The organism is Arthrobacter sp. NPDC058192, assembly GCF_042883665.1.
Classification (GTDB): Bacteria; Actinomycetota; Actinomycetes; order Actinomycetales; family Micrococcaceae; genus Arthrobacter.
Genome location: NZ_JBHVVJ010000017.1, coordinates 32,848 through 58,777, shown reverse-complemented (window position 1 = coordinate 58,777; position 25,930 = coordinate 32,848). Strand labels below are relative to the sequence as shown.

Annotated in this window: 22 protein-coding genes and 2 riboswitches; of the genes, 5 read left to right on the top strand and 17 right to left on the bottom strand. The window is 68.7% G+C overall.

Going from position 1 to position 25,930, the window contains the following annotated elements; genetic code table 11:
• Positions 1-77: 77 nt before the first annotated feature.
• Both ACFVVK_RS16660 and ACFVVK_RS16655 read right to left on the bottom strand, forming a co-directional pair.
• Positions 78-1,262, bottom strand: coding sequence for a homoserine O-acetyltransferase (locus ACFVVK_RS16660; protein ID WP_390269270.1), 1,185 nt, complete (start codon positions 1,260-1,262; stop codon positions 78-80).
• 11 nt (positions 1,263-1,273) lie between these two features.
• A riboswitch (SAM riboswitch) is annotated at positions 1,274-1,389 on the bottom strand.
• A 72-nt stretch (positions 1,390-1,461) separates the two neighbouring features.
• Complete coding sequence (locus tag ACFVVK_RS16655; protein WP_390269267.1) at positions 1,462-2,778, bottom strand: bifunctional o-acetylhomoserine/o-acetylserine sulfhydrylase; 1,317 nt, start codon at positions 2,776-2,778, stop codon at positions 1,462-1,464.
• A 61-nt stretch (positions 2,779-2,839) separates the two neighbouring features.
• Positions 2,840-2,955, bottom strand: a riboswitch (SAM riboswitch).
• Between the two features lie 228 nt (positions 2,956-3,183).
• Between ACFVVK_RS16655 and ACFVVK_RS16650 the strand changes: the two genes are divergently transcribed.
• Positions 3,184-3,822, top strand: a complete 639-nt coding sequence (locus ACFVVK_RS16650; protein WP_390269264.1) for a VOC family protein — start codon at positions 3,184-3,186, stop codon at positions 3,820-3,822.
• A gap of 110 nt (positions 3,823-3,932) precedes the next feature.
• Here ACFVVK_RS16650 and ACFVVK_RS16645 read toward each other — a convergent pair whose 3' ends face one another.
• Entirely contained in the window at positions 3,933-4,700 is a 768-nt protein-coding gene (locus ACFVVK_RS16645) for a CPBP family intramembrane glutamic endopeptidase (RefSeq protein WP_390269261.1), read from the bottom strand.
• A 108-nt stretch (positions 4,701-4,808) separates the two neighbouring features.
• Between ACFVVK_RS16645 and ACFVVK_RS16640 the strand changes: the two genes are divergently transcribed.
• The gene (locus tag ACFVVK_RS16640; RefSeq protein WP_390269258.1) at positions 4,809-5,489 is read left to right on the top strand and encodes a histidine phosphatase family protein; all 681 of its coding nucleotides are present in this window, start codon (positions 4,809-4,811) and stop codon (positions 5,487-5,489) included.
• A 35-nt stretch (positions 5,490-5,524) separates the two neighbouring features.
• On the opposite strand, the gene hutI is transcribed toward ACFVVK_RS16640, so the two are convergent.
• The 4 genes from hutI to tdh form a co-directional block, all read right to left on the bottom strand.
• Positions 5,525-6,736, bottom strand: coding sequence for an imidazolonepropionase (gene hutI, locus ACFVVK_RS16635; protein ID WP_390269255.1), 1,212 nt, complete (start codon positions 6,734-6,736; stop codon positions 5,525-5,527).
• Positions 6,737-6,747: 11 nt separating this feature from the next.
• Positions 6,748-7,866 carry an NAD(P)/FAD-dependent oxidoreductase gene (locus ACFVVK_RS16630; RefSeq protein ID WP_390269252.1) on the bottom strand — a complete coding sequence of 373 codons (1,119 nt, stop codon included), beginning with the start codon at positions 7,864-7,866 and terminating at the stop codon, positions 6,748-6,750.
• A gap of 56 nt (positions 7,867-7,922) precedes the next feature.
• Positions 7,923-9,143, bottom strand: a complete 1,221-nt coding sequence (locus ACFVVK_RS16625; RefSeq protein ID WP_390269249.1) for a glycine C-acetyltransferase — start codon at positions 9,141-9,143, stop codon at positions 7,923-7,925.
• Positions 9,144-9,210: 67 nt separating this feature from the next.
• Entirely contained in the window at positions 9,211-10,257 is a 1,047-nt protein-coding gene (tdh, locus tag ACFVVK_RS16620) for an L-threonine 3-dehydrogenase (RefSeq protein WP_390269246.1), read from the bottom strand.
• Positions 10,258-10,380: 123 nt separating this feature from the next.
• Here tdh and ACFVVK_RS16615 point away from each other — a divergent pair, with 123 nt between their 5' ends.
• The gene (locus ACFVVK_RS16615; protein WP_390269243.1) at positions 10,381-11,289 is read left to right on the top strand and encodes a LysR family transcriptional regulator; all 909 of its coding nucleotides are present in this window, start codon (positions 10,381-10,383) and stop codon (positions 11,287-11,289) included.
• Positions 11,290-11,300: 11 nt separating this feature from the next.
• Here the strand turns inward: ACFVVK_RS16615 and gatB are convergent, their stop codons facing one another.
• The 4 genes from gatB to ACFVVK_RS16595 all read right to left on the bottom strand — a co-directional run bounded on the left by gatB (position 11,301) and on the right by ACFVVK_RS16595 (position 16,289).
• A complete protein-coding gene (gene gatB, locus ACFVVK_RS16610) occupies positions 11,301-12,806 on the bottom strand; it encodes an Asp-tRNA(Asn)/Glu-tRNA(Gln) amidotransferase subunit GatB (protein ID WP_390269240.1) in 1,506 nt (501 codons plus the stop codon).
• Positions 12,806-14,383, bottom strand: coding sequence for an Asp-tRNA(Asn)/Glu-tRNA(Gln) amidotransferase subunit GatA (gene gatA, locus ACFVVK_RS16605; RefSeq protein ID WP_390269237.1), 1,578 nt, complete (start codon positions 14,381-14,383; stop codon positions 12,806-12,808). The genes gatB and gatA overlap by 1 nt, the downstream gene beginning before the upstream one ends.
• Positions 14,384-14,387: 4 nt before the next feature.
• Positions 14,388-14,684: an Asp-tRNA(Asn)/Glu-tRNA(Gln) amidotransferase subunit GatC gene (gene gatC, locus ACFVVK_RS16600; RefSeq protein ID WP_390269234.1), complete on the bottom strand. Its 297-nt coding sequence runs from the start codon at positions 14,682-14,684 to the stop codon at positions 14,388-14,390.
• Positions 14,685-14,825: 141 nt separating this feature from the next.
• Entirely contained in the window at positions 14,826-16,289 is a 1,464-nt protein-coding gene (locus tag ACFVVK_RS16595; RefSeq protein ID WP_390269231.1) for a CitMHS family transporter, read from the bottom strand.
• A 182-nt stretch (positions 16,290-16,471) separates the two neighbouring features.
• On the opposite strand from ACFVVK_RS16595, the gene ACFVVK_RS16590 reads away from it, so the two are divergent.
• On the top strand, positions 16,472-18,241 hold the full coding sequence (locus tag ACFVVK_RS16590; protein ID WP_390269228.1) for an ATP-binding protein: 1,770 nt from the start codon (positions 16,472-16,474) through the stop codon (positions 18,239-18,241).
• Complete coding sequence (locus tag ACFVVK_RS16585) at positions 18,234-18,905, top strand: response regulator (protein WP_390269225.1); 672 nt, start codon at positions 18,234-18,236, stop codon at positions 18,903-18,905. The genes ACFVVK_RS16590 and ACFVVK_RS16585 overlap by 8 nt, the downstream gene beginning before the upstream one ends.
• Here the strand turns inward: ACFVVK_RS16585 and ACFVVK_RS16580 are convergent.
• The 6 genes from ACFVVK_RS16580 to ACFVVK_RS16555 form a co-directional block, all read right to left on the bottom strand.
• A complete protein-coding gene (locus ACFVVK_RS16580) occupies positions 18,902-20,614 on the bottom strand; it encodes a SulP family inorganic anion transporter (protein ID WP_390269222.1) in 1,713 nt (570 codons plus the stop codon). The genes ACFVVK_RS16585 and ACFVVK_RS16580 overlap by 4 nt on opposite strands.
• Before the next feature lie 86 nt (positions 20,615-20,700).
• Positions 20,701-21,084, bottom strand: coding sequence for a RidA family protein (locus tag ACFVVK_RS16575; RefSeq protein WP_390269219.1), 384 nt, complete (start codon positions 21,082-21,084; stop codon positions 20,701-20,703).
• A gap of 93 nt (positions 21,085-21,177) precedes the next feature.
• Entirely contained in the window at positions 21,178-21,681 is a 504-nt protein-coding gene (locus ACFVVK_RS16570) for a GNAT family N-acetyltransferase (RefSeq protein WP_390269216.1), read from the bottom strand.
• Between the two features lie 89 nt (positions 21,682-21,770).
• Positions 21,771-22,613: an inositol monophosphatase family protein gene (locus tag ACFVVK_RS16565; RefSeq protein WP_390269213.1), complete on the bottom strand. Its 843-nt coding sequence runs from the start codon at positions 22,611-22,613 to the stop codon at positions 21,771-21,773.
• Positions 22,610-24,910 (bottom strand): NAD-dependent DNA ligase LigA, encoded by a 2,301-nt coding sequence (gene ligA / locus ACFVVK_RS16560; protein ID WP_390269210.1) that lies wholly within the window; start codon positions 24,908-24,910, stop codon positions 22,610-22,612. The genes ACFVVK_RS16565 and ligA overlap by 4 nt, the downstream gene beginning before the upstream one ends.
• A gap of 99 nt (positions 24,911-25,009) precedes the next feature.
• The gene (locus ACFVVK_RS16555) at positions 25,010-25,810 is read right to left on the bottom strand and encodes a PP2C family protein-serine/threonine phosphatase (protein ID WP_390269207.1); all 801 of its coding nucleotides are present in this window, start codon (positions 25,808-25,810) and stop codon (positions 25,010-25,012) included.
• Positions 25,811-25,930: the final 120 nt, after the last annotated feature.

Sequence of the window (25,930 nt, the reverse complement as noted above, 5' to 3'; positions counted from 1 at the left end):
GGTCGTTGCCGCGCGGAGTCTCAACGGCCATTAGCGCAGAGCGCGTCTGCAAAAATGCACACGTGCCGCACTGCTGCCTAGCCGAAGAAGCATTCCCGCAGCTGGCCGCTGAGCTGGCCGATTTCGGTCAGGAAGCCGTCGTGGCCGATCGGCGCCTCGATCATGTGCAGATCCGGGCAGCCGGGAAGCGCCTCGGCGAGCGCCCGGGACTGGGCGGGAAAGTACAGGCGGTCCGAGTCAACGGCCGCCACCAGGAACTCGGCGGTGGCCCCCGCCAGGGACTCCTGCAGGCTTCCACGCCCGCGGCAGACGTCGTGGCTCATGAGCGCTTCGGTAATGGCGATGTAGCTGTTGGCATCGAAACGCCGGGCGAGTTTGCTGCCCTGGTGATCCAGGTAGCTTTCCACCTGATAACGGCCGCGGCCGCCCAGTGGTCCGGCAGCCAGCGGTGCCTCGGACCCCTGGGCGTTCCGGCCGAACCGGCCATCGAGCTCTGCCGCGGAGCGGTAGGTGATGTGTGCGATGCGGCGGGCGAGCGCGAGTCCGGCCTCGGGCTCCGGACCGCCGTAGTAGTCCCCTCCGTTGTAGTGGGGGTCCTGGCGGATGGCCAGGGTCTGGGCCTGCGCGAAGGCAATCTGTTCGGCGGTGCTGCTCGCGCCGACGGAAATCACGGCGCAGCGCCGGACCCGTTCGGGGTACGTGACCGCCCACTCCAGGGCGCGGGCACCGCCCAGCGAGCCGCCGAGCACGGCAAACCAGCAGTCGATGCCCAGGGCGTCAGCCGCCCGCGCCTCAGCCGCGGTGGTGTCCCGCAGCGTGACGAGGGGGAACCTCGATCCCCACGGCCGGCCGTCGGGGGCGGGCGAGGAGGGGCCCGTGGAACCCGAGCAGCCGCCCAGGATGTTGATCGACACGACGAAATACTTGTCGGTGTCCACGGGGGCGCCGGGACCTGCCAGCTGTTCCCACCAGCCGGGTTCCTCGCTGGCACCGCGGGTGACGTGGGTGTCGCCCGTCAGCGCATGTTCAATCAGGACGGCATTGGAGGCGTCGGCGTTCAGGGTCCCCCACGTCTCGAAGGCCAGGACCGCGTCCGGCAGGGTGACGCCGGATTCGAGCTGCAGATCACCGATCCGCACGTACTGGACGATCCCGTCCGGCGCCCGGAAGGCCGTGCCCTGCGGGGCCTCCGTGCGGCCGGCGGCACCGTTGCGGGACGGTATGGTCTGGGGTTCACCGCTGCGGTTGAGGGCAATCGTCATCTGAGGACCTATCTTCGCGCTTGCCCGCCGTCAGCAGACCGGCAGGCCAGGTCTTCACCCGGGGCACCCCGCCGCAAAAGGAGGGTTGCCGGCCAGCAAGCCGGGGCTGTCGCTGGCACTCATGACCTTGTACGAGTGTACGAAACCGGGTGCGGAAATGACGAAGATTGTGACTTCCGTATGACAGCACGGCGGTTGGCTACGCGCCCTTGGCAGCCCGGAATCCTGCGTCGAGGTCAGCGAGGATGTCGTCAATGTGCTCCAGGCCGACCGAGAGCCGCACCAGCCCCGGGGTCACACCGGCCACGGCCTGCTGCTCGGCGGAGAGCTGGCTGTGGGTGGTCGACGCAGGGTGGATCACCAGGGAGCGGACGTCGCCGATGTTCGCGACGTGCGAGTGCAGTTCAAGGGCATCGACAAACCGCTTGCCTGCCTCGGCCCCGCCGGCGATATTGAACCCGACGACGGCGCCGGTCCCCAGCGGCCCGTACTTGCGTCCGCGCTCGTACCAGGGGCTGGACGGCAGCCCGGCGTAGGCGACCGATTCGACGTCGTCCCGTTCCTCCAGCCACTGCGCAACCTTGGTGGCATTGGCCACGTGGCGTTCGACCCGCAGGCTCAGCGTTTCGATGCCCTGGGCGATGAGGAAGGCGTTGAACGGGGACACGGCCGAGCCGAGGTCGCGCAGGAGCTGGACCCGGGCCTTGAGAATGTAGGAGAGGTTGGCGCCCAGTGCACCGTCCTTGCCGAGGTCGCGCGCGTAGACCAGGCCGTTGTACGTGGGGTCCGGGGTGTTGAAGCCGGGGAACCGGCCAGGGTCCTTGCCGAAGTCGAAGTTGCCGGAATCGACGATCACACCGGCGATCGCGGCGCCGTGGCCGCCGAGGTACTTGGTGGCGGAATGGACGACGATGTCCGCGCCCCACTCGATCGGGCGGATGAGGTAGGGGGTGGAGAGGGTGTTGTCGACGATCAGCGGCACGCCGGCCTCGTGCGCCACCTTGGAGACGCCTTCGATGTCCAGCACGTCCTGCCGGGGGTTGGAGACCACTTCGCCGAAGAACAGCTTGGTGTTCGGCTGGACGGCGTCCCGCCACTGGTCCAGGTTGTCGGGGTCCGCCACGAACGTCACGGAGATGCCGAACTTCTTCAGGGTGTGGGCCAGCAGGTTGTAGGTTCCGCCGTAGAGGCTCGGGCTGGCCACCACGTGGTCCCCGGCTTCGGCGATGTTGAGGATCGCGAAGGTCTCGGCGGCCTGGCCGGAGCTGAGCAGCAGGGCCGCGAGCCCGCCTTCCAGACTGGCCACGCGCTGTTCCACAGCGTCCTGGGTGGGGTTGCCGATCCGGGTGTAGATGGGGGCGATTTCGGCGAGCGCGAAGCGGTTCGCGGCGCTTTCGGCGCTGGGGAAGACGAACGACGTCGTCTGGTAGATCGGGAGGGACCGCGCGCCGGTGGCGGGGTCCGCCTCCTGGCCGGCGTGGATCTGGCGGGTTTCAAAGGACCAGGCAGTCGACATTGATGCTCCTCGAGGAACTGGGCACAGCACCGGACGGGGCCGTCGGCCCGGACCGGCGCAGGCGCCGCGCTTGCCCTCCGGCGGACGCCGGAAGGCCGGGTCTTCACCCGGGGCACCCCACCGCGATACGAGGGTTGCCGGCCAGCAAGCCGGGGCTGTGCGCTGGCACTCATGACCTTGGCTATCAGTGTAGGAACGGCCGAAGACCGCTGGATAGCTTTGTGACAAAGATGAAGATGACGGCTTTTCCAGGCACCCAACGGCTGTCTGCACCCGGGATGCCGGCCGGCAATCCCCGGACTGGCGCGGCCTATGCTGACTTGGCCGACATCACCGGGAGGACATCCCACGTTGGGAAGGTCACCCTAAGCTGAGAGGTCCATCACAAAATGCCAAGATGAGGTCATGCGCATGGATCACGTCTCTTACGCCTGTGAACACGATGGCTTGGCAGCCACCACTGAACGTATTGCATCTGCCCTCGGCGTCGAAGCCGTGAAGGGTGGAGTCCACCCCCGTTTCGGGACCCGCAACATGATTATCCCGCTCGCCGGACACAAGTACCTGGAAGTCGTCGAGGTCCTGAACCACCCGGCGTCGGACAAGGCGCCCTTCGGCCAGGCAGTCCGGGCCCGCTCGGAGGCTGGCGGCGGCTGGATGGGCTGGTGCGTCGAAGTTGACGACCTTGCCCCGTTCGAGGACCGACTCGGCCGCTTGGCCGTCAATGGCAACCGGAAGTTCCCCGACGGCCGCGAACTGGTCTGGAAGCAGATCGGGATCCTGGGGCTCATCGCCGACCCCCAGGTGCCCTACATGCTCAAGTGGGAGGGCGACCCGGAGCTTCACCCCTCCAACGCCTACGCCAGCGAGGTCAAAATGTCAGCGCTGACCATTGCCGGCTCGGCAGAGCGCGTGACGGAATGGCTGGGCGAACCCGTGGAGAAGCCGCTGGACGACGTGGCCGTGCACTGGATCGCACCGCACGGCACGCCCGGAATCCTCTCCGTCACGTTTGAGACCACCACCGGGGCCGTCACGATCTAAAGCTCCGGCTGCCACAAGCTTCGGCCGCCATCTTGCAGGTGCCAACGTTGTCACCCGCAAGATGGCGGCCGAATTCCTTTTAACGGCCGTCCCGGCGGCCGGCCCGCCCGTCAGCCCAGGCCGACCGCCCTGCCGAACAGGCTGAATCCCACGAACGCCACGGTATCCAGGATGGCGTGGGCGATCACGAGCGGCATGATCCGCTTGGTCCGGGTGTAGACGAGGGCGAAGACCACGCCCATCACGGCGTTGCCGATGAACGGCCCGAACCCCTGGTAGAGGTGATAGCTGCCGCGGAGCACGGCGCTGGCGGCGATGGCCGCGGGCATGCTCCAGCCCAGCTTCCCGAGCCGGTCCAGCAGGTAGGCCACCACAATCACTTCCTCCACCACCGCGTGCCGGATCGCGGACAGGACGAGCACCGGCACTGTCCACCAGTACGCGTCCAGTGCGCTCGGGATGATCGACGTCGTGATGCCCAGCGCCCGGCCGGCGGCGTAGAGTCCCAGGGACGGGATCCCGATGGCCGCGGCGAGCCCCAGGCCCTGCAGGAGGTCCTTGCCGGGCCGGGCGAAGTCGAAACCGATCCTTCGGAACGCCGAGGTGCCACGCTCTCCCGCGGGCCAGTGCTCGGTGAGGAAGTAGATCACGAGCGCCACGGGGACCAGGGCAAAGACGATGTCCAGCAGCTGGTAGGTGAGGTCGAAGTATTCCCGCGTGCTTTGCGACCGGTTCAGCGTCGAGGTGCCCTGGGCCAGCGGCGCCCTGGTCATCTTGTCCAGCAGCTGCACCACGGAGTACACCGCGGACTGCCCCAGGGACAGTCCCAGGACAATCAAGACTTCAAACCGCAGCCGACGGCGGGAGGGAACCAGCATGTTCCTATCTTGCCAACAGTAGCCGATAGTTTGCTGGTGCCCGCGCGGCACCGGCTGGTTCAGTCCCGCCGCGTCGCGGGCCTGGTGCGAGCCCTATGCTTGGGGTCTATGAGTGCGCCCCGGAAAATCATTATGATCCGGCACGGGCAGTCCGCCGCCAATGCCGACACCTCGATCTACAACCGTGTTCCGGACTACCGGATTCCGCTGACTCCGCTGGGACTGCAGCAGGCGAGGGCCGCCGGGGAAGAGGTCCGCCGCCAGCTCGACGGCCGGCGGGTGTGTGTCTACGTGTCCCCCTACCTGCGCGCCTACCAGACGCTGGAGGCGCTGGATCTCGGCCCGCTCGTGGAACGGGTCATCGAGGAGCCGCGGCTGCGCGAGCAGGACTGGGCGAACTTTCAGATCGCCGGCGACATCGAGGACCAGAAGGAGCTCCGGAACGCCTACGGCCACTTCTTCTACCGCTTCCGCGAGGGCGAGTCCGGTTCGGATGTGTATGACAGGATTTCCTCGTTCATGGAGACCCTGCACCGGCACTGGTCCAAACCCGGATACGCCCCGAATGCGCTGTTCGTGACACACGGACTGACCATGCGCCTGTTCTGCATGCGCTGGTTCCACTGGTCGGTGGAGTATTTCGAGTCGTTGAACAACCCCGAGAACGCCGAGGTCCGCACCCTGCTGCGCACCTCGCGCGGCAAGTACGAGCTCGACAAGCCCTTCACGCAGTGGGAAACGAAGCGGGTGGACGAAACCGTCCTCGACGCCCCGCCGATGATCTTCTAGGCCCCCCGGCCACTCCGGTGCCGGTCCGGCGCCGCCTAGCGCACCGGCTGCGCGATGCCGGCCCGCCAGACGGCGTGCGTCAGCGGGACGCCGGGCCGGTAGGCCAGGTGCGTGGCCGACGGCGCGTTGAGCAGGTGCAGGTCCGCCCGGTGTCCGACGGCGATCGAGCCCACCGCGCGTTCGCCGTCGACGTCGTTCCCGGACTCCCGGCCCAGGGCCAGCGCGCCGCCGTAGGTCGCGGCGCGCACCGCCTCATGGACGCTGAGCCGCATTTGCAGCACGGCCGTGGTGACGCAAAACGCCATGGAGCTGGTGTAGGACGTGCCCGGATTGCAGTTGGAGGCCAGCGCCAGCTGCACGCCGGCGTCGAGCAGCTCCCGGCCGGGGGCCAGCGGCTGCCGGGTGGAGAGGTCGCAGGCCGGCAGGCAGGTGGCGACCGTGCCGCGGGTGCCGCTGCCGCCGTCCCAGCCGGACCAGCTGGCGGCGAGGGCGTCAATATCCGCGGCCGACAGGTAGTTCACGTGGTCCACGCTCGCGGCGCCGAACTCCACGGCCAGCCGGACGCCGGGTCCCTCGCCGAGCTGGTTGCCGTGGACCCGCAGCCCCAGCCCGGCGTCCTTGCAGGTTTGGAGCACGCGGCGGGACTGGTCCTCGTTGAAGGCGCCCCGCTCGCAAAAGACGTCGGCCCAGCTCACGTAGGGCCGGACCGCGGCCAGCATCGGCCCGCACACCAGCTCCGTGTAGTCCTCCGCGTCCATCCCCGCCGGCACCAGATGCGCTCCCAGGTAGGTGACCTCGTCCGCGACCGTGGACGCGATCCGGGCGCTGCGGGCCTCGTTCTCCACATCCAGGCCGTAGCCCGTCTTTGTCTCGAGGTAGGTGGTGCCCTGTGCCACGGCCTCGGCGACCCGGCCCAGCGCCAGCCGGGTCAGGTCGAAGTCGCCGGTGTTCCGGGTGGCGCCCGTGGTCACGGCAATCCCGCCGGCGCTGTAGCTCTCCCCCGCCATCCGGGCCTCGAACTCGGCGGTGCGGTCCCCCGCAAAGATCAGATGGGTGTGGGAATCGACCCAGCCGGGCAGGAGCGCCCGGCCCCCGGCGTCCACGGCCTCATCCGCGGCAGGGGCTCCGGCCGCGGGCCCGAGCCAGGAAATCCGCTCACCCTCGACCACCACCGCGGCGTCGCGGAGGACGCGGTGGTCCGCGTCCTGGGTCATCAGTTCGGCGATATTGGTGATAAGGGTGCTCATGAATCCATTCTTCAGCGCCGGATGGACCAGCGGGTCGCGGCGAGCGCCTCCGCCGTCCGGGATGCCGGACCGGCCCCGGCGGGGGGCGAGGCGGCAGCGCCCTGCCCGGCCAGGATCAGCCCGGCGGCCAGTTCGGCGAGGCCGGACGAGGTCTGGAAGCCGTACCCGCCCTGCCCGGCGAGCCAGAAGAAACCGGGGGCCTCGGCGTCGAACCCCACCACCGGGACGCCGTCGGCGGCTTCGGTCCGCAGCCCGGTCCAGGCCTTACTGATGCCGTGGATCCCGAGGGTGGTGATGGCGTTGAGCCGGGCGATGAGCCGTTCGATGTCCCCCGGATACGGCCGGGCGTCTTCCGGGCCGCTGGGCACGTGTTCCGAGGGTGAGATCAGGACCTGGCCACCGTCCGGCCGGAAGTAGAAGGTGTCGTCGGCCGCCGCCACCATCGGGCAGTCGGCCGGGAGGGGCCGGTCGACGTCGACGATCGCCGCGGTGCGGCGGTACGGCTGGAGGCCGAGCTTCTCGACGCCGGACAGGACGGCGAGTTCGTCCGCCCAGGCGCCGGCCGCATTAACCACGACGGCGGCTTGGAAGCCTTCCTGGCCGGCGCCGAGTTCCCAGCCGGTGCCGAGGCGCTGGGCGGAATGGACCTTGGCGCCGGTGATGATGTCCACGCCGCCGGCTTCGGCCCGGCGCCGGTGGTCCTCCAGCAGCACCGGGGCGTTGCAGGCGAAGGACCCGGTGTCCAGGCCCGCGGCGCTGAAGGATTCCGGCACCAGGGCCGGGCAGAGGTCAATGGCCTCGGCGTGGGTTATCCGCCGCATGTGGCCGCTGGCTTGGGACCGGACGGCGGCGTCGTCGCCGACCAGCAGAAAGCTGCGCGGCGTGAGCACCGGTTCCGGACGTTCGGCGTCTCCGGCGGCGATGACATCCAGTGTCCGGACAGTCAGTTCCTGGACCACGGGCGGCCCATAGCTGGGGATCAGTTGCCGGGCCGAGCGGGCCGAGGTGTGGTACGCCAGGGTTTGCTCCGCCTCGACCAGCGCCACGCTGCATTTTCCGGCGAGGGCGGAGGCAAGGGACAGGCCCGCGATGCCCCCGCCGACAATCACGACATCGTAAGTTGCTGACATGCCACCATCCTTGCAGATCCCTCAGGCCGGCATCGTCCGCGGCCCGGTGTGCGGCCTCAGGCGGCGCCGGCTGCGTCCACGGCAGCGCGGCTGCGGACGAAGGCCTGCACGCAGGCCTCGACGTCGTCGGAGCTGTGCGCGGCGGAGAGCTGGACGCGGATCCGGGCCGCGCCCTTGGGCACCACCGGATAGCTGAACGCCGTGACGAAGACCCCGTTGTGCAGCATGGCGTCGGCCACCCTGGCCGCCAGAACGGCGTCGCCGAACATCACCGGAACAATGGCGTGCTCGCCGGGCAGCAGCTCGAAGCCTTCCTCGCTCATCCGGTTCCGGAAAAGCTCGGCGTTGGCGAAAAGCTTGCTGCGCAGCTCGCCGGAGCTCTCCACGAGGTCCAGGGCCGTAAGCGTGGCGGCAACGATTGCCGGGGCCAGCGAGTTGGAGAACAGGTAGGGGCGTGCCTTCTGGCGGAGCATGGCGATCACTTCGCGGCGGCCGGAGACGTAGCCGCCCGAGGCGCCGCCCAGGGCCTTGCCAAAGGTGCCGGTGTAGATGTCCACGCGGTCCGAGACGCCGGCATGTTCCGGGGTGCCGGCGCCGGTGGCGCCCATGAAGCCCACGGCGTGGGAGTCATCCACCATGACCAGGGCGTCGTACTTTTCGGCGAGGTCGCAGATCGCTTCCAGCGGTGCGAGGAAACCGTCCATCGAGAAGACGCCGTCCGTGACGATGATCATCCGGCGGGCCGGGTTCTCCTGGGTGCTGGCCTCGACCAGCTTCGCTTCAAGGTCGGCCATGTCCTGGTTGGCGTAGCGGAAACGCTGGGCCTTGCACAGCCGGATGCCGTCGATGATGGAGGCGTGGTTCAGGGCGTCGGAGATGATGGCGTCCTCCGGGCCGAAGAGGGATTCGAACACGCCGCCGTTGGCGTCGAAGCAGCTGGAGAACAAGATGGTGTCCTCGGTGCCGAGGAATCGCGAAACCCGGGATTCCAGGGCCAGGTGCAGGTCCTGGGTGCCGCAGATGAAGCGGACGCTGGCCATCCCGAAGCCGCGTTCGTCCATGGCGGCCTTGGCGGCGGTGATGATGTCCGGGTGGTCGGCGAGACCGAGGTAGTTGTTGGCGCAGAAGTTCAGGACGTCCGCGCCGGACTCGCCGATCTGCCCGGCTGTGATGCGGTTGGCCTGCGGCGAGTCGATGTGCCGCTCGGTCTTGTACAGGCCGGCGCTGCGGATCTCGTCGAGTTCGTGCTGCAGCTGGTCCTTGATGGCTGAATACATGTAGGTTGGCTCCTCAGCTGGGTGGGTTCGGGGCAGTGGGCGGGTCTGGGACGCGCTGGAAGAAGGTCTAGAAGACGGTCCAGTCGAGGACAACCTTGCCGCCGGCCCCTGCGCGGGCCACTTCGAAGCCCTTTTCCCAGTCCGTGGCCGGCAGCAAGTCCGTGACCACGGCCGAGATGTTGGCGTGCAGGACCGGGTTGGAGGAGAGCATGGCGCTCATGGCGTACCAGGTCTCGAACATCTCGCGGCCGTAAATGCCCTTCATGGTGAGCATGTGCGTGACCACCTTGCCCCAGTCGATGTCGATGGACTGGCTGGGCAGTCCCAGCATCGCGATCCGGCCGCCGTGGTTCATGTTGTCGATCATCTCAGGCAGGGCGGTGGGGTGTCCCGACATTTCCATGCCGATATCGAAGCCTTCGCGCATGCCGAGTTCCCGCTGGGCGTCTTTGACCCGCGTTTTCGAGACGTCGATCGCGAGGTCGACGCCAAGCTTCCGGGCCAGTTCCAGCCGGGGCGCGGAGACGTCGGTGATGGCGATCTTGCGGGCGCCGGCGTGCCGGGCGACGGCGATGGCCATGAGCCCGATGGGTCCGGCACCGGTGATCAGGACGTCCTCGCCAACCAGCGGGAAGCTCAGGGCGGTGTGGACGGCGTTGCCGAAGGGGTCGAAGATGGCGCCCAGTTCCGGCGTCACGGAGGGATCCTGGTGGACCCAGACGTTGGTCTCCGGTATCACCACGTACTCGGCGAAGGCGCCGTCGCGCTGGACCCCAACGCTGACGGTGTTGATGCACATCTGCCTGCGGCCGGCCCGGCAGTTGCGGCAGATCCCGCAGACGATGTGTCCCTCGCCGGAGACCCGGTCCCCGACCTTGACGTCCAGGACGTCCTCGCCGATCTCCACGACTTCGCCGTAGAATTCGTGGCCGGCGATCAGTGGGGCGTTGATGATGCCCTGCGCCCAGGCGTCCCAGGACTGGATGTGCAAGTCCGTGCCGCAGATGCCCGTGGTCAGAACGCGGATCTTGACGTCGCCGGGACCGGCCTCCGGCTCGGGGCGGTCGACGAGTTCGAATCCTGCGCGGGCGCCGGACTTGTAGAGAGCCTTCATGGGCCTTCCTCACTGTGGGGTCTGTGGGACAACTCACCCCATTAGACCCACCACAACGCATTAGCACAACCGATTTTTTCTCAATCGACGATTTAGAAACAGCTGTTGCATAGAATGGCTGGCATGGAAATCCACCAGCTGGAGATGCTGCGCGAACTCGGCGCCCTGGGCAGCGTCAAGGCCGTCGCGGAAACGCTCCTCGTGACGCCGTCGGCCGTGTCCCAGCAACTGGCCGCGCTGCAGAAGACCGTGGAGGTTCCGCTGACCCGGAAGGAGGGCCGGAACCTCGTCCTCACGGAGGCTGGGCAGGTCCTGGCGGACGCCGGTGCCGCCGTCGTCAGCGCGATGGCGGATGCGAAGATGGCGATCGGCGCCTACCACGGCTCGCCCGTCGCGCCAGTGACGCTCAGCGGTTTCCACAGCGCCGGGCAGGCGCTCTTCGCGCCGCTGGCCCGGCTCCTGGACGCACCCGGCCGGCCGCGGGTCCTGCTCTCCGACGAGGACGTCGCCCAGCAGGATTTCCCGGCCCTGACCGCGCGCTACGACCTGGTGCTGGCGCACCGGATGGACCACAGCCCGCGGTGGCCCGGGGAGCGCGTCGCGGTCCTTCCGCTGGCGCACGAGCCGCTGGACGTGGCGCTCCCGGCGGGGCACCGGCTGGCCGGGCAGCGCGCGGTGACGGCGGACGACGTCGTGAGCGAACCGTGGGTGACGAGCCGGGCCGGCTACTCCCCCGCGGACGTGCTGTCCGCCCTCGCCGCGGTCTCCAGCCGGGAACTGAACATCGTGCACCGGATCAACGACTATTCGACGGTGGCGGCGCTCGTGGCGGCGGGCGGAGTGATCGGCCTGCTGCCCAGGTATACCGCACGTCCGGTGCTGAATCCTGACATTGTGCTGCGTCCGCTGGAGGGCATCAGCACCCGGCGCCGGATCGATCTCCTGGCCCGGCCGGAGAACCTTAAACGCACCTCGGTCATGATGGTCTGCGAAGCACTGCAGACCATCATGACCGAGTTGGTGGAACGGTAGAGCTTGGCGTTCTAGCCTTCGACGCCGAGGCGCTGGAGGATCAGTTCGCGGACGCGGGCGGCGTCGGCCTGCCCGCGGGTGGCCTTCATGACGCCGCCCACGATCGCGCCGATCGCCTGGAGCTTGCCGCCGCGGATCTTGTCCGCGACGTCGGGCTGCGCAGCGAGGGCCGCGTCGATGGCTTCGAGGAGGGGGCCGTCGTCCGAGACCACGGCCAGGCCGCGCTTCTGGACGATCTCCGCCGGGGTGCCTTCGCCGGCGAGCACGCCGTCGAGGACCTCGGAGGCCATCTTGTTGTTGATCTTGCCGTCCTCCACCATCTTGTTCAGCTCCACGATGGTGGCAGGTGCGACGCCGAGCTGGCCGGGGTCGACGTCGGCGTTCTTGGCCCGTCCGACGATCTCGCCCATCCACCATTTGCGGGCCACCGTGGCGGTGGCGCCGGCGGCGATGGTTTCCTCGATCTCGTCCAGGACGCCGGCGTTGACGACGTCGCGGAACTCGAGGTCGGAGTAGCCCCAGTCGGCCTGCAGGCGCTTGCGGCGCGCGGCCGGCGGCTCCGGCAGGGTGGCGCGCAGCTCCTCCACCCACTCGCGGGTGGTAACCACGGGCACGAGGTCGGGCTCGGGGAAGTAGCGGTAGTCATCGGCGTCGGACTTGGCGCGGCCCGACGTCGTGGTGCGGGTGTCCTCGTGCCAGTGGCGGGTCTCCTGGGTCACCGGCTCGCCGGAGTCCAGGACCGCGGCGTGCCGCTGGATCTCGTAGCGGACGGCGTGTTCGACGGCGCGCAGCGAGTTGACGTTCTTCGTCTCGGAGCGGATGCCGAACCGTTCGCGGCCGTGCGGGCGCAGCGAGACGTTGGCATCGCAGCGGACATTGCCCCGTTCCATCCGGGCGTCCGAGACGCCGAGGTTCTTGACGATCTCGCGGACCGCGGCCACATAGGCCTTGGCGAGTTCCGGTGCGCGGCTGCCGGCGCCCTGGATCGGCTTGGTGACGATTTCAACGAGCGGGACGCCGGAACGGTTGTAGTCCACCAGGGAGTACTCCGCGCCCTGGATGCGGCCAGCGGCGCCGCCCATGTGGGTCAGCTTGCCGGCGTCCTCTTCCATGTGCGCGCGCTCGATCTCCACGCGGAAGACCGTGCCGTCGGAGAGCTCGATGTCCAGATGGCCGTCGTACGCGATGGGCTCGTCGTACTGGGAGGTCTGGAAGTTCTTCGGGGTGTCCGGGTAGAAGTAGTTCTTCCGGGCGAAGCGGCAGGATTCGGCGATCTTGCAGTTCAGGGCCAAGCCGATCTTGATCGAGGACTCGATCGCGGTCTTGTTCACCACGGGCAGGACGCCCGGCATGCCAAGGTCCACCTCGTTGACGTTCGTGTTGGGCTCGTCGCCGAAGACGTTGGGCGCGGAGGAGAACATCTTGGTCTTGGTGTTGAGCTCCACGTGGACCTCGAACCCCAGCACGGGATCGTACTTCTCCATGGCCTCTTCGAAGCTCAGGGTTGCGTCAGTCATTAGTGTGAACCTCCGTGGCTCGAAACAGTCTCAGTCAGCGAGGCGGCCGTAGAAGAATCAGTTAAAGAAGGCGCCTTCTCCAGCAGCGGGCCGCCCCACTGCGCCTCGAGCAGGGATTCCAGCACCGCACCGACGCGGTACAGCCGGGCGTCCTGGCGGGCAGGGGCCAGCAGCTGGACACCGACGGGCAGCCCGTCCTCGTCGGCCAGGCCGCCGGGCAGGGAGAGCCCGGGGACGCCGGCCATGTTGGCGGGGATGGTGGCGACGTCGTTGAGGTACATCGCCAGCGGGTCGTTGAGCTTCTCGCCCAGCTTGAACGCCGTGGTGGGAGCCGTCGGGGAGATCAGCACGTCCACCTTGGCAAACGCGGCGTCGAAGTCGCGCTGGATCAGGGTCCGCACCTTCTGGGCCGAGCCGTAGTAGGCGTCGTAGTAGCCGGCGCTCAGGGCATAGGTGCCCAGGATGATGCGGCGCTTGACCTCGTCGCCAAAGCCGGCGGCGCGGGTGGCGCCCATGACGCGTTCGATCGTCAGCGGTCCCTCTTCGGGCAGGACGCGCAGGCCGTAGCGGACGCCGTCGAACTTGGCCAGGTTGGAGGAGGCCTCCGAGGGCATGATCAGGTAGTAGGCGCCCAGGGCGTACTTGAAGTTGGGGCAGGAGACCTCGACGATCTCGGCGCCGGCACCCTTGAGCAGCTCGAGCGACTCGTTAAAGCGGTTCTCGACGCCGGCCTGGTAGCCCTCGCCGTGGAGTTCCTTGATGATGCCGATCTTCATGCCGTCGACGTTGCCGGTCCGGGCCGCGGCCACGAGGTCCTCGAGCGGATCCGGCAGCGAGGTGGAGTCGCGGGGATCGTGACCGCCGATGACCTGGTGCAGCAGGGCCGAGTCCAGCACGGTCCGGGAGACCGGGCCGATCTGGTCCAGGGATGAGGCCATGGCGATCGCGCCGTAGCGGGAGACCCCGCCGTAGGTGGGCTTGACGCCGACCGTGCCGGTGACGGCGCCGGGCTGGCGGATGGAGCCGCCGGTGTCGGTGCCGAGGGCCAGCGGCGCCTCGAAAGCCGCGACGGCGGCAGCGGAGCCGCCGCCCGAGCCGCCGGGGATGCGGTCCAGGTCCCACGGGTTGCGGGTGGGCCCGTAGGCGGAGTGCTCGGTGGAGGAGCCCATCGCGAATTCGTCCAGGTTGGTCTTGCCCAGGATCGGCATCTTGGCGGCGCGCAGGCGCTCCACGACCGTGGCGTCGTAGGGGCTGTGCCAGCCCTCGAGGATCTTCGAGCCGGCCGTGGTGGGCTGGCCGATGGTGACGATGAGGTCCTTGACGGCGATCGGCACACCGGCGAGGGCGTGCAGCTCCTCGGCGGCGGCGCCGCCGGCGGCGCGGATCGCGTCTACCTCGGCGGCGACTGCAAGGGCCTCTTCCGTGTTGACGTGCAGGAAGGCGTTGACCTTGCCGTCGACGGCGGCGATACGGTCCAGGTAGGCCTGCGTGACCTCGACGGAGGTGACCTCACGGGCGGCCAGCTTTTCGGCGAGCGCGGCGGCGGAGAGGCGGATCAGTTCGGTGTTCTCAGTCATGGTCTTAGTCCTCATCCAGGATTGCCGGGACCTTGAAGCGGCCTTCGTACGCGTCGGGGGCGCCGGAGAGGGACTGCTCGGCAGTGAAGGTGTGGCCCACGACGTCCTCGCGGAACACATTGTTCAGCGGAATCGGGTGCGACGTGGCCGGGACGTCATCACCGGCAGCTTCACTGACGGACTTCACGGAATCGACGATGACGGCGAGCTCGCCGGCCATCCTGTCGAGCTCTTCGTCACTCATCTCGATATACGCGAGACGCGCGAGATGCGCGACGTCGTCGCGGTTGATCGCAGCCATGGATCTCCCCTGCAAGGTACGGATTATTTTCCGTCCCAGTCTACTTGGGTTGAAGTGTCGTTACCGTCGGACGCCGAGAAGGCAGTTCGCGGCAATGTTTCAAGGAAACACTGCCGCGAACTGCCTTCTTGCGTTGTTTGGTTAGCCGATGCCGATGGCTCCGGTTGCCACTCCGACGCCGAGCATAACCAGGGAGATGACGGCGGTGCGCCAGAGGACCTTCTTGTGGTGGTCACCCAGTTCCACCTTGGCGAGGGAGACCAGGAGCAGGATGGCCGGGACCAGCGGGCTCTGGAGGTGGAACGGCTGGCCGGTGATGGAGGCCCGGGCCATGTCAGCGGCGCTGACGCCGTAGTGGGCCGCCGTCTCGCTGAGGACCGGCAGGACGCCGAAGTAGAAGGCGTCGTTGCTCATGAAGAACGTCATCGGGATGCTCAGGACGCCGGTGATGACGGCCATGAGCGGGCCCATGTCGGCGGGGATGATCTGGACGAGCCACTCGGACATTGCCTTGACCATGCCGGTGCCGTTGAGGACGCCGGTCAGGACCGCGGCGGCCATGACCATGCTGACGACGGCGACGATCGACGGTGCGTGCGCAATCAGCTGGGCGCCCTGGTCCCTGACCTTCGGGAAGTTGACCAGCAGGGCGATCGCGGAGCCGACCATGAAGACGAACGGCAGCGGGATGATGTTCGCGACGAGCGTCACCATGACGGCAACGGTCAGGCCGAGGTTGAACCAGAACAGCTTGGGGCGCAGGGTCTTGCGGTTGGGGTCCAGGGCCGTGTCGGCCATGGCGGAGTCGCGGTCGTCAACGAGGCTCTCGGTGCGCTCCAGGACGGCTACCGAGGATCCCTGCGGGGAGACGCCGGCGGGCGAGATCCCGGCGGGGCCGGAACCCTTGCGGCCGCGGCCGGAACCGCCGGCCGTGCTGCCGCCGTCGAACGCGTCAGCCGAATCCGGGACGCCCCAGATTTCCGGTGCGACGGCGCGGAGGCGGTTGCGTTCCTGCAGACCGAGCAGCCAGGAGAAGACCAGCACCACGATGAGGCCGGCGATGAGGGACGGGACCATTGGCACGAAGACATCGTTGACGTCGATCTTCAGTGCGGTGGCCGCACGGGCGGTGGGACCGCCCCAGGGCAGGATGTTCATGGTGCCGTTGGCCAGGCCGGCCACGCAGGTCAGGACCACGGGGCTCATCTTCAGCCGCAGGTAGACCGGCAGCAAGGCAGCGGTGGTGAGGATGAAGGTGGTGGAGCCGTCGCCGTCCAGGGATACCGCTGCGGCGAGGATGGCCGTGCCGAGGACCACCTTGGCGGGGTCGTTGCCGAGCTTGCGCAGGATGAACTTCACCAGCGGGTCAAAGAGTCCGACGTCGATCATCAGGCCGAAGTAGATGATGGCGAACATCAGCAGCGCGGCCGTGGATGTCATGGACTTCATCGAATCCATCACCATCGGGCCGATGCCCAGGCCTGCACCGGCGAAAAGTCCAAAAATGGTGGGGACGATGATGAGCGCCAGTACAGGCGTCAACTTCTTCGTCATGATCAGCACCATGAATACCGCGATCATGGCGAATCCTAGTAATACCAGCACGGCCGGCTCCTTCTTCCTTGAATGGCACCACTCCGGTGTGATGCGCACTACAGACAGTAGAGTGGCCCCCGTCACGGCTGGGTCTTTGGTTCAATTGATTGGCATACTGCTTATTGGATGCATTTTGCGCATTTTGCTCACGTCCGTATTAACCGAGTACTAACCCTCAGCCAGGAGCCCCGATGAAGCGCCGCACAGCCCTGCCGGGCCTGCGCTTTTCCACCCAGACACTGCTGCTGCAGCTGGGTGTGGTGGTGCTGGTCGTGCTCCTGAGCGGCGCCGTCCACGCGTGGCTGACCTACGACCGGCTGGGCCGCGAGGCCGAGAACCAGGCGCTTACCCTGGCGCGGACAGTTGCCTCGGACCCGTCCGTGCGGGCGGACGTGGCGTCCATCAGCGCCCTTCCGGCCGCTCCTCCGGCCGCCGAACTCCTGGCCGGTCCGCTGATGGCCGCCGCGGAGGGAGCCCGCAGCCGCACCGGTGCCTTGTTCGTCGTCATCACGGACGAAACCGGCATCCGGCTGGCGCATCCGGATGCCGATCGGCTGGGCGAAAAGGTCAGCACCGACCCCTCGGAGGCCCTTGCCGGCAAGGAGGTCACCACCCGCAACACGGGCACGCTGGGCCCGTCGGCAGGCGCGAAGGTTCCCGTCTTTGGCCCGGACTCCACCAAAGTCGTGGGCGAGGTGAGCGTGGGCTACTCCACCGAAACCATCAGCCAGAGCCTGGCCCGGGACATCGTCCCCATCGCCGCCACGGCCGCCGGTGCCCTGCTGGCCGGTGTGCTGGCCTCCTTTCTGCTGCGGCGGCGGCTTCAGCGGCTGACGCTCGGGCTGGAACCTGAGGAAATCAGCACCCTGGTGCACGACCAGGTGGCCGTGTTGCAGGGGGTCGACGACGGCGTGGTCGGCGTCGCGGCCGACGGCAGGGTCAGCGTCTTCAACGCCGCCGCCCAGCGGCTGCTCGACGTCCCCGACCTCACGGGCACCGCCTGGAGCACCGCGCCCGTCCCGGCCCAGCTCAGGGCCATGACCCGGGCCGATGCGGCCGAGGGCGATGCGGTGGAACTGGTGGCCGGCGGCCGGGTCCTGGTGGTCAGCGCCCGCAAGGCCCTGCATGGCCGCGAGGACCTGGGCTGGGTGGTCATGCTGCGGGACCGGACCGAGCTGCAGCAGCTGACCCGCCAGCTCGACGCCGTCGGCACCATGTCCGCTGCGCTGCGGGCGCAGCGCCACGAGTTCGCCAACCAGCTGCACACGATCGCCGGGTTCATGAGCATCGGCCAGCCCCAGCAGGCCCGGGACTATCTGGCCAAGCTCGCGGGCACCGGGCCGCTGGCGTTTCCGGTGGACCAGGCCGAGCTGCTCCAGGACCCTTACCTGCAGGCGTTCCTCGGCGCCAAGGGTGTCGAGGCCGATGAGCGCGGCGTGAGCCTGCGCCTCGGCCCTGAATCCGTGGTCCGCGGCCACGTCACCGAACCGCAGGATGTCACCACGGTCCTGGGCAACCTGATCGACAACGCCGTGAACGCCGCCGTCGCTGGTTCCGCCGCCGAGCGCTGGGTGGAAGTGGAAGTGCTGGACGAACCCGGCGCGGACGGCGGCCCGGGTACCTTACATATCGTCGTCGCGGATTCCGGCGACGGCCTGGGCGCCGGCGTCGGTGCCGCGGGCGCCGAAGCGGTCTTCGCGGAAGGCTATACGACGTCGGAGCGGCCGGCCCGGGCAGGCGGAGGGCAGGGCCTGGGGCTGGCGTTGTCCCGGCAACTCGCGCGCCGGCGCGGCGGGGACGTGCGCGTGCTGGACCCCGGTTCCGCCGGCGGCCCGGGCGCCGTGTTTGTCGCCACGCTGCCCGGGACCACGCTGCCGGGGACGACCGAACCGGGGACGACGCGACGGCAGACCACCGGACCGCTGACCACTGAGCCAATCGGAAGGGACAACGATGTCTGAGGATTTCAGGGTGCTGATTGTCGACGATGATTTCCACGTCGCCAAGCTGCACGCCGCCTATGTGGATTCGGTGGCCGGCTTCCTGGCGCTGCCGCCGGCGGGCTCGGCGTCGCAGGCGCTGCAGGCCATCCACAGCCTGCGCCCGGACCTGGTGCTGCTGGATGTGTATCTGCCTGATGCTTCGGGGCTGGACCTGCTGCACCAGCTGGACGTGGACACCGTGATCCTGAGCGCGGCCTCGGACACGGCCTCGCTCCGGCTCGCGTTCCGCCGCGGCGCCCTGGGCTACCTGCTCAAGCCCTTCACCGCTGAGTCCCTCTCCCAGCAGTTGCGCTCCTACGCCCGCTACCGCCGGATCCTGGCGCAGCCGGGCTCGGTCAACCAGGAGACGGTGGAACGCGCCAAGCGCGCCCTGATCCCGGGCGACGTCGCCGTTTCGACGCGGCCCCGGTCCGCCACCGAGGCCGCGGTGCTGGAGTCCTTGGTTCCCGGCGAACAGTATTCGGCCGCCGACGTCGCTGCCCGGGTGGGGGTGTCCCGGGCCACCGCCCAGCGGTACCTGTCCTCGCTGGCGGACGACGGCGCCGTGGACATCCAGCTGCGCTACGGCACCACCGGCCGGCCCGAGCACCGGTACGGGCTCCCCGCCGCGGCCGGCCGCTAGCCGTCAGCTTCCTTCCGGGCTGCGGCCTGCTCCGCCTCCACGGCCCGGTGGATGTTGCCGTGGATCATGTCCGCGCCGAGCTTCTCGATCACGCCATCGCGTTCCAGGATGGCCCGGGCCGCGGGCTTCAGGCGGGTGAGGCGAAGGTTGACGCCGGCGTCGCGGGCCAGGGTGATGATGTCGGCCATCTTTGCCGCGCCCTGGGAGTCGACGAAGTTGATGCCCCCGCAGTCGAGCACGATCCCGGTGAGCTGGGGTTGGGCGTGGATGACCTCCCGCAGGCGGTCCTCGAGTGCGTCGGCGGTGGCGAAGAACAGTCCGCCGTCGAACCGGATGACCGCCACTGCGGGCAGCACCTCGTCCCCGGGGTGCTCCTGGGCTTCACGGAACACCTGGGTGCCGATTTCGCGTCCCAGGGTCGGCATTTCCGGGTGGGTGGCCACCGCGACGAGCCAGACCAGTGACAGCCCGATCCCGATGATGACGCCCGCGAGCACGCCGAAGACGAGGGTGCCGGTGATCGCGGCGACGGCGATCCAGAAGTCGACCCTCTGCACCCGGGCAAGGCGCCGCATCTCGCCCACGTTCATCATGCCCATGACGACGGCTTCGATGATCAGGGCCGCCAGCACGGGCTTGGGCAGGTTCGAGAACAGCGGCGCCAGGAACAGCAGGGTGAGCAGGACCGTGGCACCCGAGGTAAGGGAGGCCAGGCCGGTCCTCGCACCGGAATGGTCGTTCAACGAACTCGCCGACAGGCTCGTCGAGACCGGCATCCCTTGGAACACGCCGGCGGCCACGTTGGAGAGCGACTGTGCAGTTGACTCCTGGTTGATGTCGATCTGGTAATGGTGTTTGGCGGCGAACGCGCGGGCGTCCCCGGCCGTCTGGGAAAAGCCGATGAGGACCAGCGCCACCGCCGCGAGCGCGACCGTGACGGCGTGGTCCCACAGCAGCGGGCCGTTGGGGATTTCCAGCGACGGCAGCCCCCGCGGCACGTCGCCGACCAGCGCCACCCCCTTGGCCCCGAGATCAAGCAGGGCCGCTGCCAGCAGCCCGCCCACCACGAGCACCAGCGCGCCGGGCACCAGCGGGGCGACCGCGCGCAGCCCAAAGACAACGGCCAGCGCGACGACGCCCACGACCACCGTCGCCGGCTGCGCCGCGCCCAGGGTTCCCAGCCAGGACCGGAGTTCCTGGAGAGGATTGGAGCCGGTGACCTCGGTCCCGGTCAGCTTGGGCAGCTCGCCGATGACGACGTCGATCGCCGCGCCGAAGAGGAATCCGGTGACCACGGCCCGGGAAAGGAACTGCGCGATCCAGCCCATCTTGAGGACGGCGAGCAGCAGGAACAGGATGCCTGAAGCAAGGGTAAGGCCGGCAACGAAGGAGGCGACCTCCGCCTCGTTCGTGATGCCTGCCGCGAGCACGGCACTCGCGGCCACCGCAGCCAGGCCTGAGCTGGGACCCATCGAGATTTGCCGGCAGCTGCCAAAGATCCCGTACACGATGGCGCCGGCGGCGGCCGCGTACAGGCCGTTCTGCAGGGGTATCCCCGCGATGCCGGCGTAGCCCAGGTTCTTTGGAACGATCAGGGCCGCGACGGTGACGCCGGCGATCAGGTCTCCGCGCAGCCACGCGCGGTCATAGGAGCGGAGTTGGCCGGAAATGGGCACGAGAACGGGGCCGTGCCCTTTCGCCCTTGTCATGCGCCAGTCTTACCCCAAAACCCCGGGGTTCCGCCAGAGTCCACCGTCCGGCCCCAGCACCGGCGGCAGGGCCGGCAACGCGGGTCCTAGGCGGCGCTTTTCTGGGCGACGAGTTCGATTTCGACGAGCATTTTCGGGTCCAGGAACGGCAGCACGTGGACCAGGGAGAGCGTGGGCCGGATCTCGCCAAAGACCTCGCCGTGGGCGCGTCCGGCGTCCTCCCACTGGCTGATGTCCGTCAGGTACAGCTTCGACTGCACAACGTCGGCGTAGTCGAAGCCGGCATCGGCCAGGACGCTGCCGAGCTTCTGGAGGATGTAACGGGTCTGGGAGTAGAAGTCATCGCCCACGATTCCGTCCTCGCCGCTCGCGGCCGTCGCGGAGATGTAGAGCGTGTTGTCCACCTGGACCGCCCGGGAATAGCCGAGCTTCTGTTCCCAGACGGAGCCGGTACCGAAGGTTTTGCGCATGGGGTGCCTTTCGCAGTGGGGGGATGGCCGCCACCACTGTAGGTCCCGCCGCGTCGCAGCCGCCAAAACCGGCGGCTTTGTGTCGGGCCGGGCCTAGAGCTCCTGGCGGTAGACGAGCAGTTTGATGTCCGTGCCCGGCACCAGCCAGTCACGGTCCGGGGCCCGCACGAAGCCGGTTGTCCGGTAGAGGCCGTGCGCGCTTTCCCAGCTCTCACCCGTGGTGAGGGCCACGGCACGGATCCCCGGCAGGGACCTGGCGTGGTCGACAATGGCCTGGACCATGGCCTTGCCGGCGCCGCTGCGCTGGACGGACGGGTCCACCACCAGCATACGGAACTCCAGTTCGTCGCTGCGGGCGATGTCCGCGTACGGCTCGCCCTCGACCGCCAGCGTCACCGAGCCGAGGATCCGGCCGTCCCGCTCCGCGACCCAGATGGTCGCGTCCGCCGCACGCTGCTGAACGTTCTGGATCTGCCGCATGTAGGGGTGGTCGGCGTTCTCGAAATAGCCTGCCGCCAGGTAGGCATCCCGGGTGATGCGCGCTATGGCGTCGTAGTCGGCCGGAACGGCGGGGCGGATCAGGATCTGCGAAGGCACCCGTCAATGGTACGGGCGGTCGATGCCTGCCTCGCCCGAAAGGGCCGTTTCCGTGACTGAACTATCACCTTCGAACGAAGGCAGCGCGGTCAGAGGGGGAACTTGCCCGAGAGTTCCAGCGACCCGGCGCATGTCCAGGCCGCCAGCCGCTCCTCATCGGACGGGCCGCCGGCCAGCGGGCTGGTGAGCCGCGGCCGCCGCACCCAGCAGCCGGCCTCCTCCGCGATCAGGGCGCCGGCGGCGAAGTCGTGCTCATTGAGCCCGCGTTCACCGTAGGCGTCGTGGCTGCCGTCGGCCACGAGGCACAGGTCCAGCGCCGCCGAGCCCAGCCGGCGCATGTCGGCGAAGCCGTCCATCAGGGCGCCCAGGCCGGCGGCCTGTTCGGCCCGGACGTCGGGATCGTAGTTGAAGCCCGTGGCCAGGATCTGACCGGTCCGGCCCGGGACGGGGCCGAACAGGGCGGTCAGCCGGCCTTGCTCTTCAAGCCAGGCCCCCGCGCCGCGGGACGCGAAGTAGGTGCGGCCCAGTGCCGGGGCGCTGACGACGCCGGCCAGCCAGGCGCCGTCGGCGTCGACCACAGCCACGGAGGTGGCGTAGTAGACGATGTTGCGGATGAAGTTGGTGGTGCCGTCGAGGGGGTCGATGGACCAGCGGTAACCGCTGGGCTCCGCCGACAGGACGGTGCCGCCCTCCTCCCCCGTGATGATGTCCCGCGGCCGGGCTGCGGTGATGACGCCCCGGACGGCGGCTTCGGCGGCTACGTCGAAGGCCGTCACCCAGTCCCCCGAGTCGCCCTTGTTGCTGACATCGAGGGCGGCCGGCGTCCGGGTGGCCAGGACCGCGGCCCCCGCGGCGGCGGCCGATTTGGCCAGTTCCAGCAACGCCGCCGTTTCCGGCGCGGACGGGCCAGGGACGTCCGGAGCGGAGCTCATTGGGTGGCTGCTTCGCGGCGGTCTTCCCGCTCGTCCAGCCCGCGGTCCTCGACTTCGTCCTCCACTTCCGGGGCGTCGTCCGCGTCGCCGGCGGCCGCCGGGCCGTTGGCCAGCAGTTCCCGGAAGCCGTCCTCGTCCAGGACCGGGATGCCGAGCTGCTCGGCCTTGTCCAGTTTGGTGCCCGCGCTCTCCCCGGCCACCACGTAGCTCGTGTTCTTCGAGACCGAGCCGGCGGCCTTGCCGCCGCGGATCAGGATCGCTTCCTTGGCTTCATCCCGGCTGAAGCCCTCGAGGCTTCCGGTCACCACCACGGTCAGCCCCTCGAGGGTCCGCGGGGTAGATTCGTCGCGTTCATCCGCCATCCGCACGCCGGCGGCCGCCCAGCGGTCCACGATGTCCCGGTGCCAGTCCTCGGCGAACCATTCCGTCAGGGCTTGCGCGATCACCGGGCCCACGCCGTCGACGTGCGCGAGCTCGTCCTCGGAGGCCTGCCGGATGGCGTCCATGTTGCCGAAGGCCGTGGCGAGTGCCCGGGAGGCCCGCGGGCCGACGTGCCGGATGGACAGCGCCACGAGGACCCGCCACAGCGGCTGGGCCTTGGCCTTCTCGAGTTCGCGGAACAGCTTGTCCGTGGTGGCCGTGGGCTTGGACGGGGTCTTGGCGGTGGCCTTGGTGTAGAAGTATGGCACGAGCTCGAAGTCCCCGGTGCCCACTCCCTTGGAGCGCTTCTCCCGGCGGACGCGCACGTCGGCGAGCTGCCCCGGGGTGAGGTCGAACAGGGTCGCCTCGGTGGTCAGCGGAGCGGTGTCGGGTTCGGCCGGCTGGGTCAGGGCGATGGCGGCTTCCCAGCCGAGGGCCTCGATGTCGAAGGCGCCGCGGCCGGCGAGGTGGAAGACGCGTTCGCGCAGCTGCGCCGGGCAGGAGCGGGAGTTGGGGCAGCGGATGTCCACGTCCCCTTCCTTTCCGGGAGCCAGTGGCGTGCCACAGGCCGGGCATTCGGTGGGCATGATGAAGTCCCGGACGGGCGGGTCCTGGGCGTCCCGGAGCGCCAGGACCGGGCCCACAATTTCCGGAATGACGTCCCCGGCCTTGCGCAGCACCACGATGTCGCCGATCTTCACGCCCTTGGCTTTGACGACTTCCTGGTTGTGCAGGGTGGCCATCTCCACGGTGGAGCCGGCGACCTTGGCCGGCTCCATCACGCCGAACGGCGTGACACGGCCGGTGCGGCCGACGTTGACGGCGATGTCCAGCAGTTTGGTGTGGACCTCCTCGGGCGGGTACTTGTACGCCACGGCCCAGCGGGGCACCCGGGTGGTGTAGCCGAGGGCACGCTGCGTGGCGAAGTCGTCCACCTTGACCACGATGCCGTCGATCTCGTGCGTGAGGCTGTGCCGCTTGTCGCCATAGCGCTTGATGAACGCCAGGACATCCTGCGGTCCGGAGAGGACCTCGAAATACGGGCTCGTGGGCAGCCCCCACTCGGCGAGCTGGCGGTAGGTGTCCGACTGGCTGACCGTCTGGAGTCCTTCACGGGCGCCGATGCCGTGGACGTACATCCGCAGCGGCCGTTTGGCGGTTTCCGCGGGATCCTTCTGCCGCAGTGAGCCGGCGGCGGCGTTGCGCGGGTTGGCCAGCGGCGCCTTGCCGGCCTCGATCAGTGCTTCGTTGAACTCCGCGAAGGCCTTGGACGGGATGAAGACCTCGCCGCGAATTTCCATCTCCGCGGGAAAGCCGGTCCCGCTGAGCCGCTGCGGGATTTCCTTGATGGTCAGGACGTTGTGCGTGATGTCTTCACCGGTGGTGCCGTCGCCGCGGGTGGCGGCCCGAACCAGGACGCCGTCGCGGTAGAGCAAGTTCACGGCGAGGCCGTCGATCTTGAGTTCGGTGAGCCATGACGGCCGGTGGTTTCCGTTGCCGATCTTGGCCACGCCGGCCTCGGCCTTGGCAATCCAGGCCTCCAGCTCCTCAAGCGAGAAGACGTCCTCCAGGCTGTACATGCGTTGCAGGTGTTCTACCGCGGCAAACGCGGCGGAGACCTCGCCGCCCACTTCCTGCGTGGGCGAATCGTTGGACACCAACTCCGGATGCATGGCTTCGATGGTTTCCAGCCGCCGGTAGAGCTCGTCAAACTCGGCGTCGGAGATGGTCGGCGCGTCCTCCTGGTAGTACGCAACGCGGTGCTTGCGTACCTGCTCCACGAGGTCCTCGTACTCCGTGCGAACGTCGCCGGAGGGGATCTGCTCCCCGCTGGGACTTTGGGCGGCGGTCTGTGCTGCTGTCTTCCCTGTGCTCACAGACCTATCCTGCCCTAGTTCGCTGCCATTGTCCGGTCGCCGGTCCGGTCGCCGGCCCGCTCCCCGGTGTGGCAGCCGCGGGGCATTTCGCGGGCCCGCTCAGGAACGGGCCGCACCGGAGGCAACATGGGCGTCAACCACAATCGCGGTGACGTTGTCCCTCCCACCGCTGCGCAGGGCCGCCTGGATCAGCTCGTCAACAGCTGCCTGGGGGTCCGCCTGGGCCCCAAGGATGTCGGCGATCTGCCCGTCGCTCAGTTCGCCGTTGAGTCCGTCGGAGCAGACCAGGATCCTGTCGCCGTCCTCCAGGGGAAGCAGCCAGTAGTCGGCGCCCGACTCGTCGCCCGTGCCAAGAACGCGTGTCACAACGTGCCGCCGCGGGTGGACTGCGGCGTCCTCTTGGCTGATCTGGCCTGCGTCGACTAGTTCCTGCACCTCGGAATGGTCCACGCTAACCTGCGCCAGCCCGCCCCGGCTGTACCGGTAGGTGCGCGAATCACCGATGTTCAGAACCAGCCAGTACGGAGCGCCCAGTTGCTCCACCACCACGACGCCGGACAGCGTCGTGCCTGCCCGCGAGCCGGTGGCGTCCCGGATGGCCTGGTCCGCCTGGTCCAGGTATTGCTGGACGACGGCGGCGGTGGCCGTCCGCTCCCCCGCGGCCAGTTGCGGCGCCGCGGCAAGGGTGTGAACACAGATACCGCTGGCTACTTCACCTGCTTCGTGGCCGCCCATGCCATCTGCGACGGCGAATATGGGGTCATAGGCGATGTACGAGTCCTCGTTCTCCTCACGCCGCAGGCCACGGTCCGTGCCATAGCCGCAGGTGAGCGAAAAGTCCGCGGTGCCGCCGGGGCTCGTGCCGGCGGCGTCAGGAGCGGCGTCGGGCTGTGAATTCATGCCTGTCCTAGGTATTGGTCCAAAGTCCCGCCGGCGGCAGGTGACCCGACTATTGCACACTGTCCGCCCCATGGGAAACCGTTCCGGCCGCATGATGCCGAGCCGGCGCCTGCCGAATCC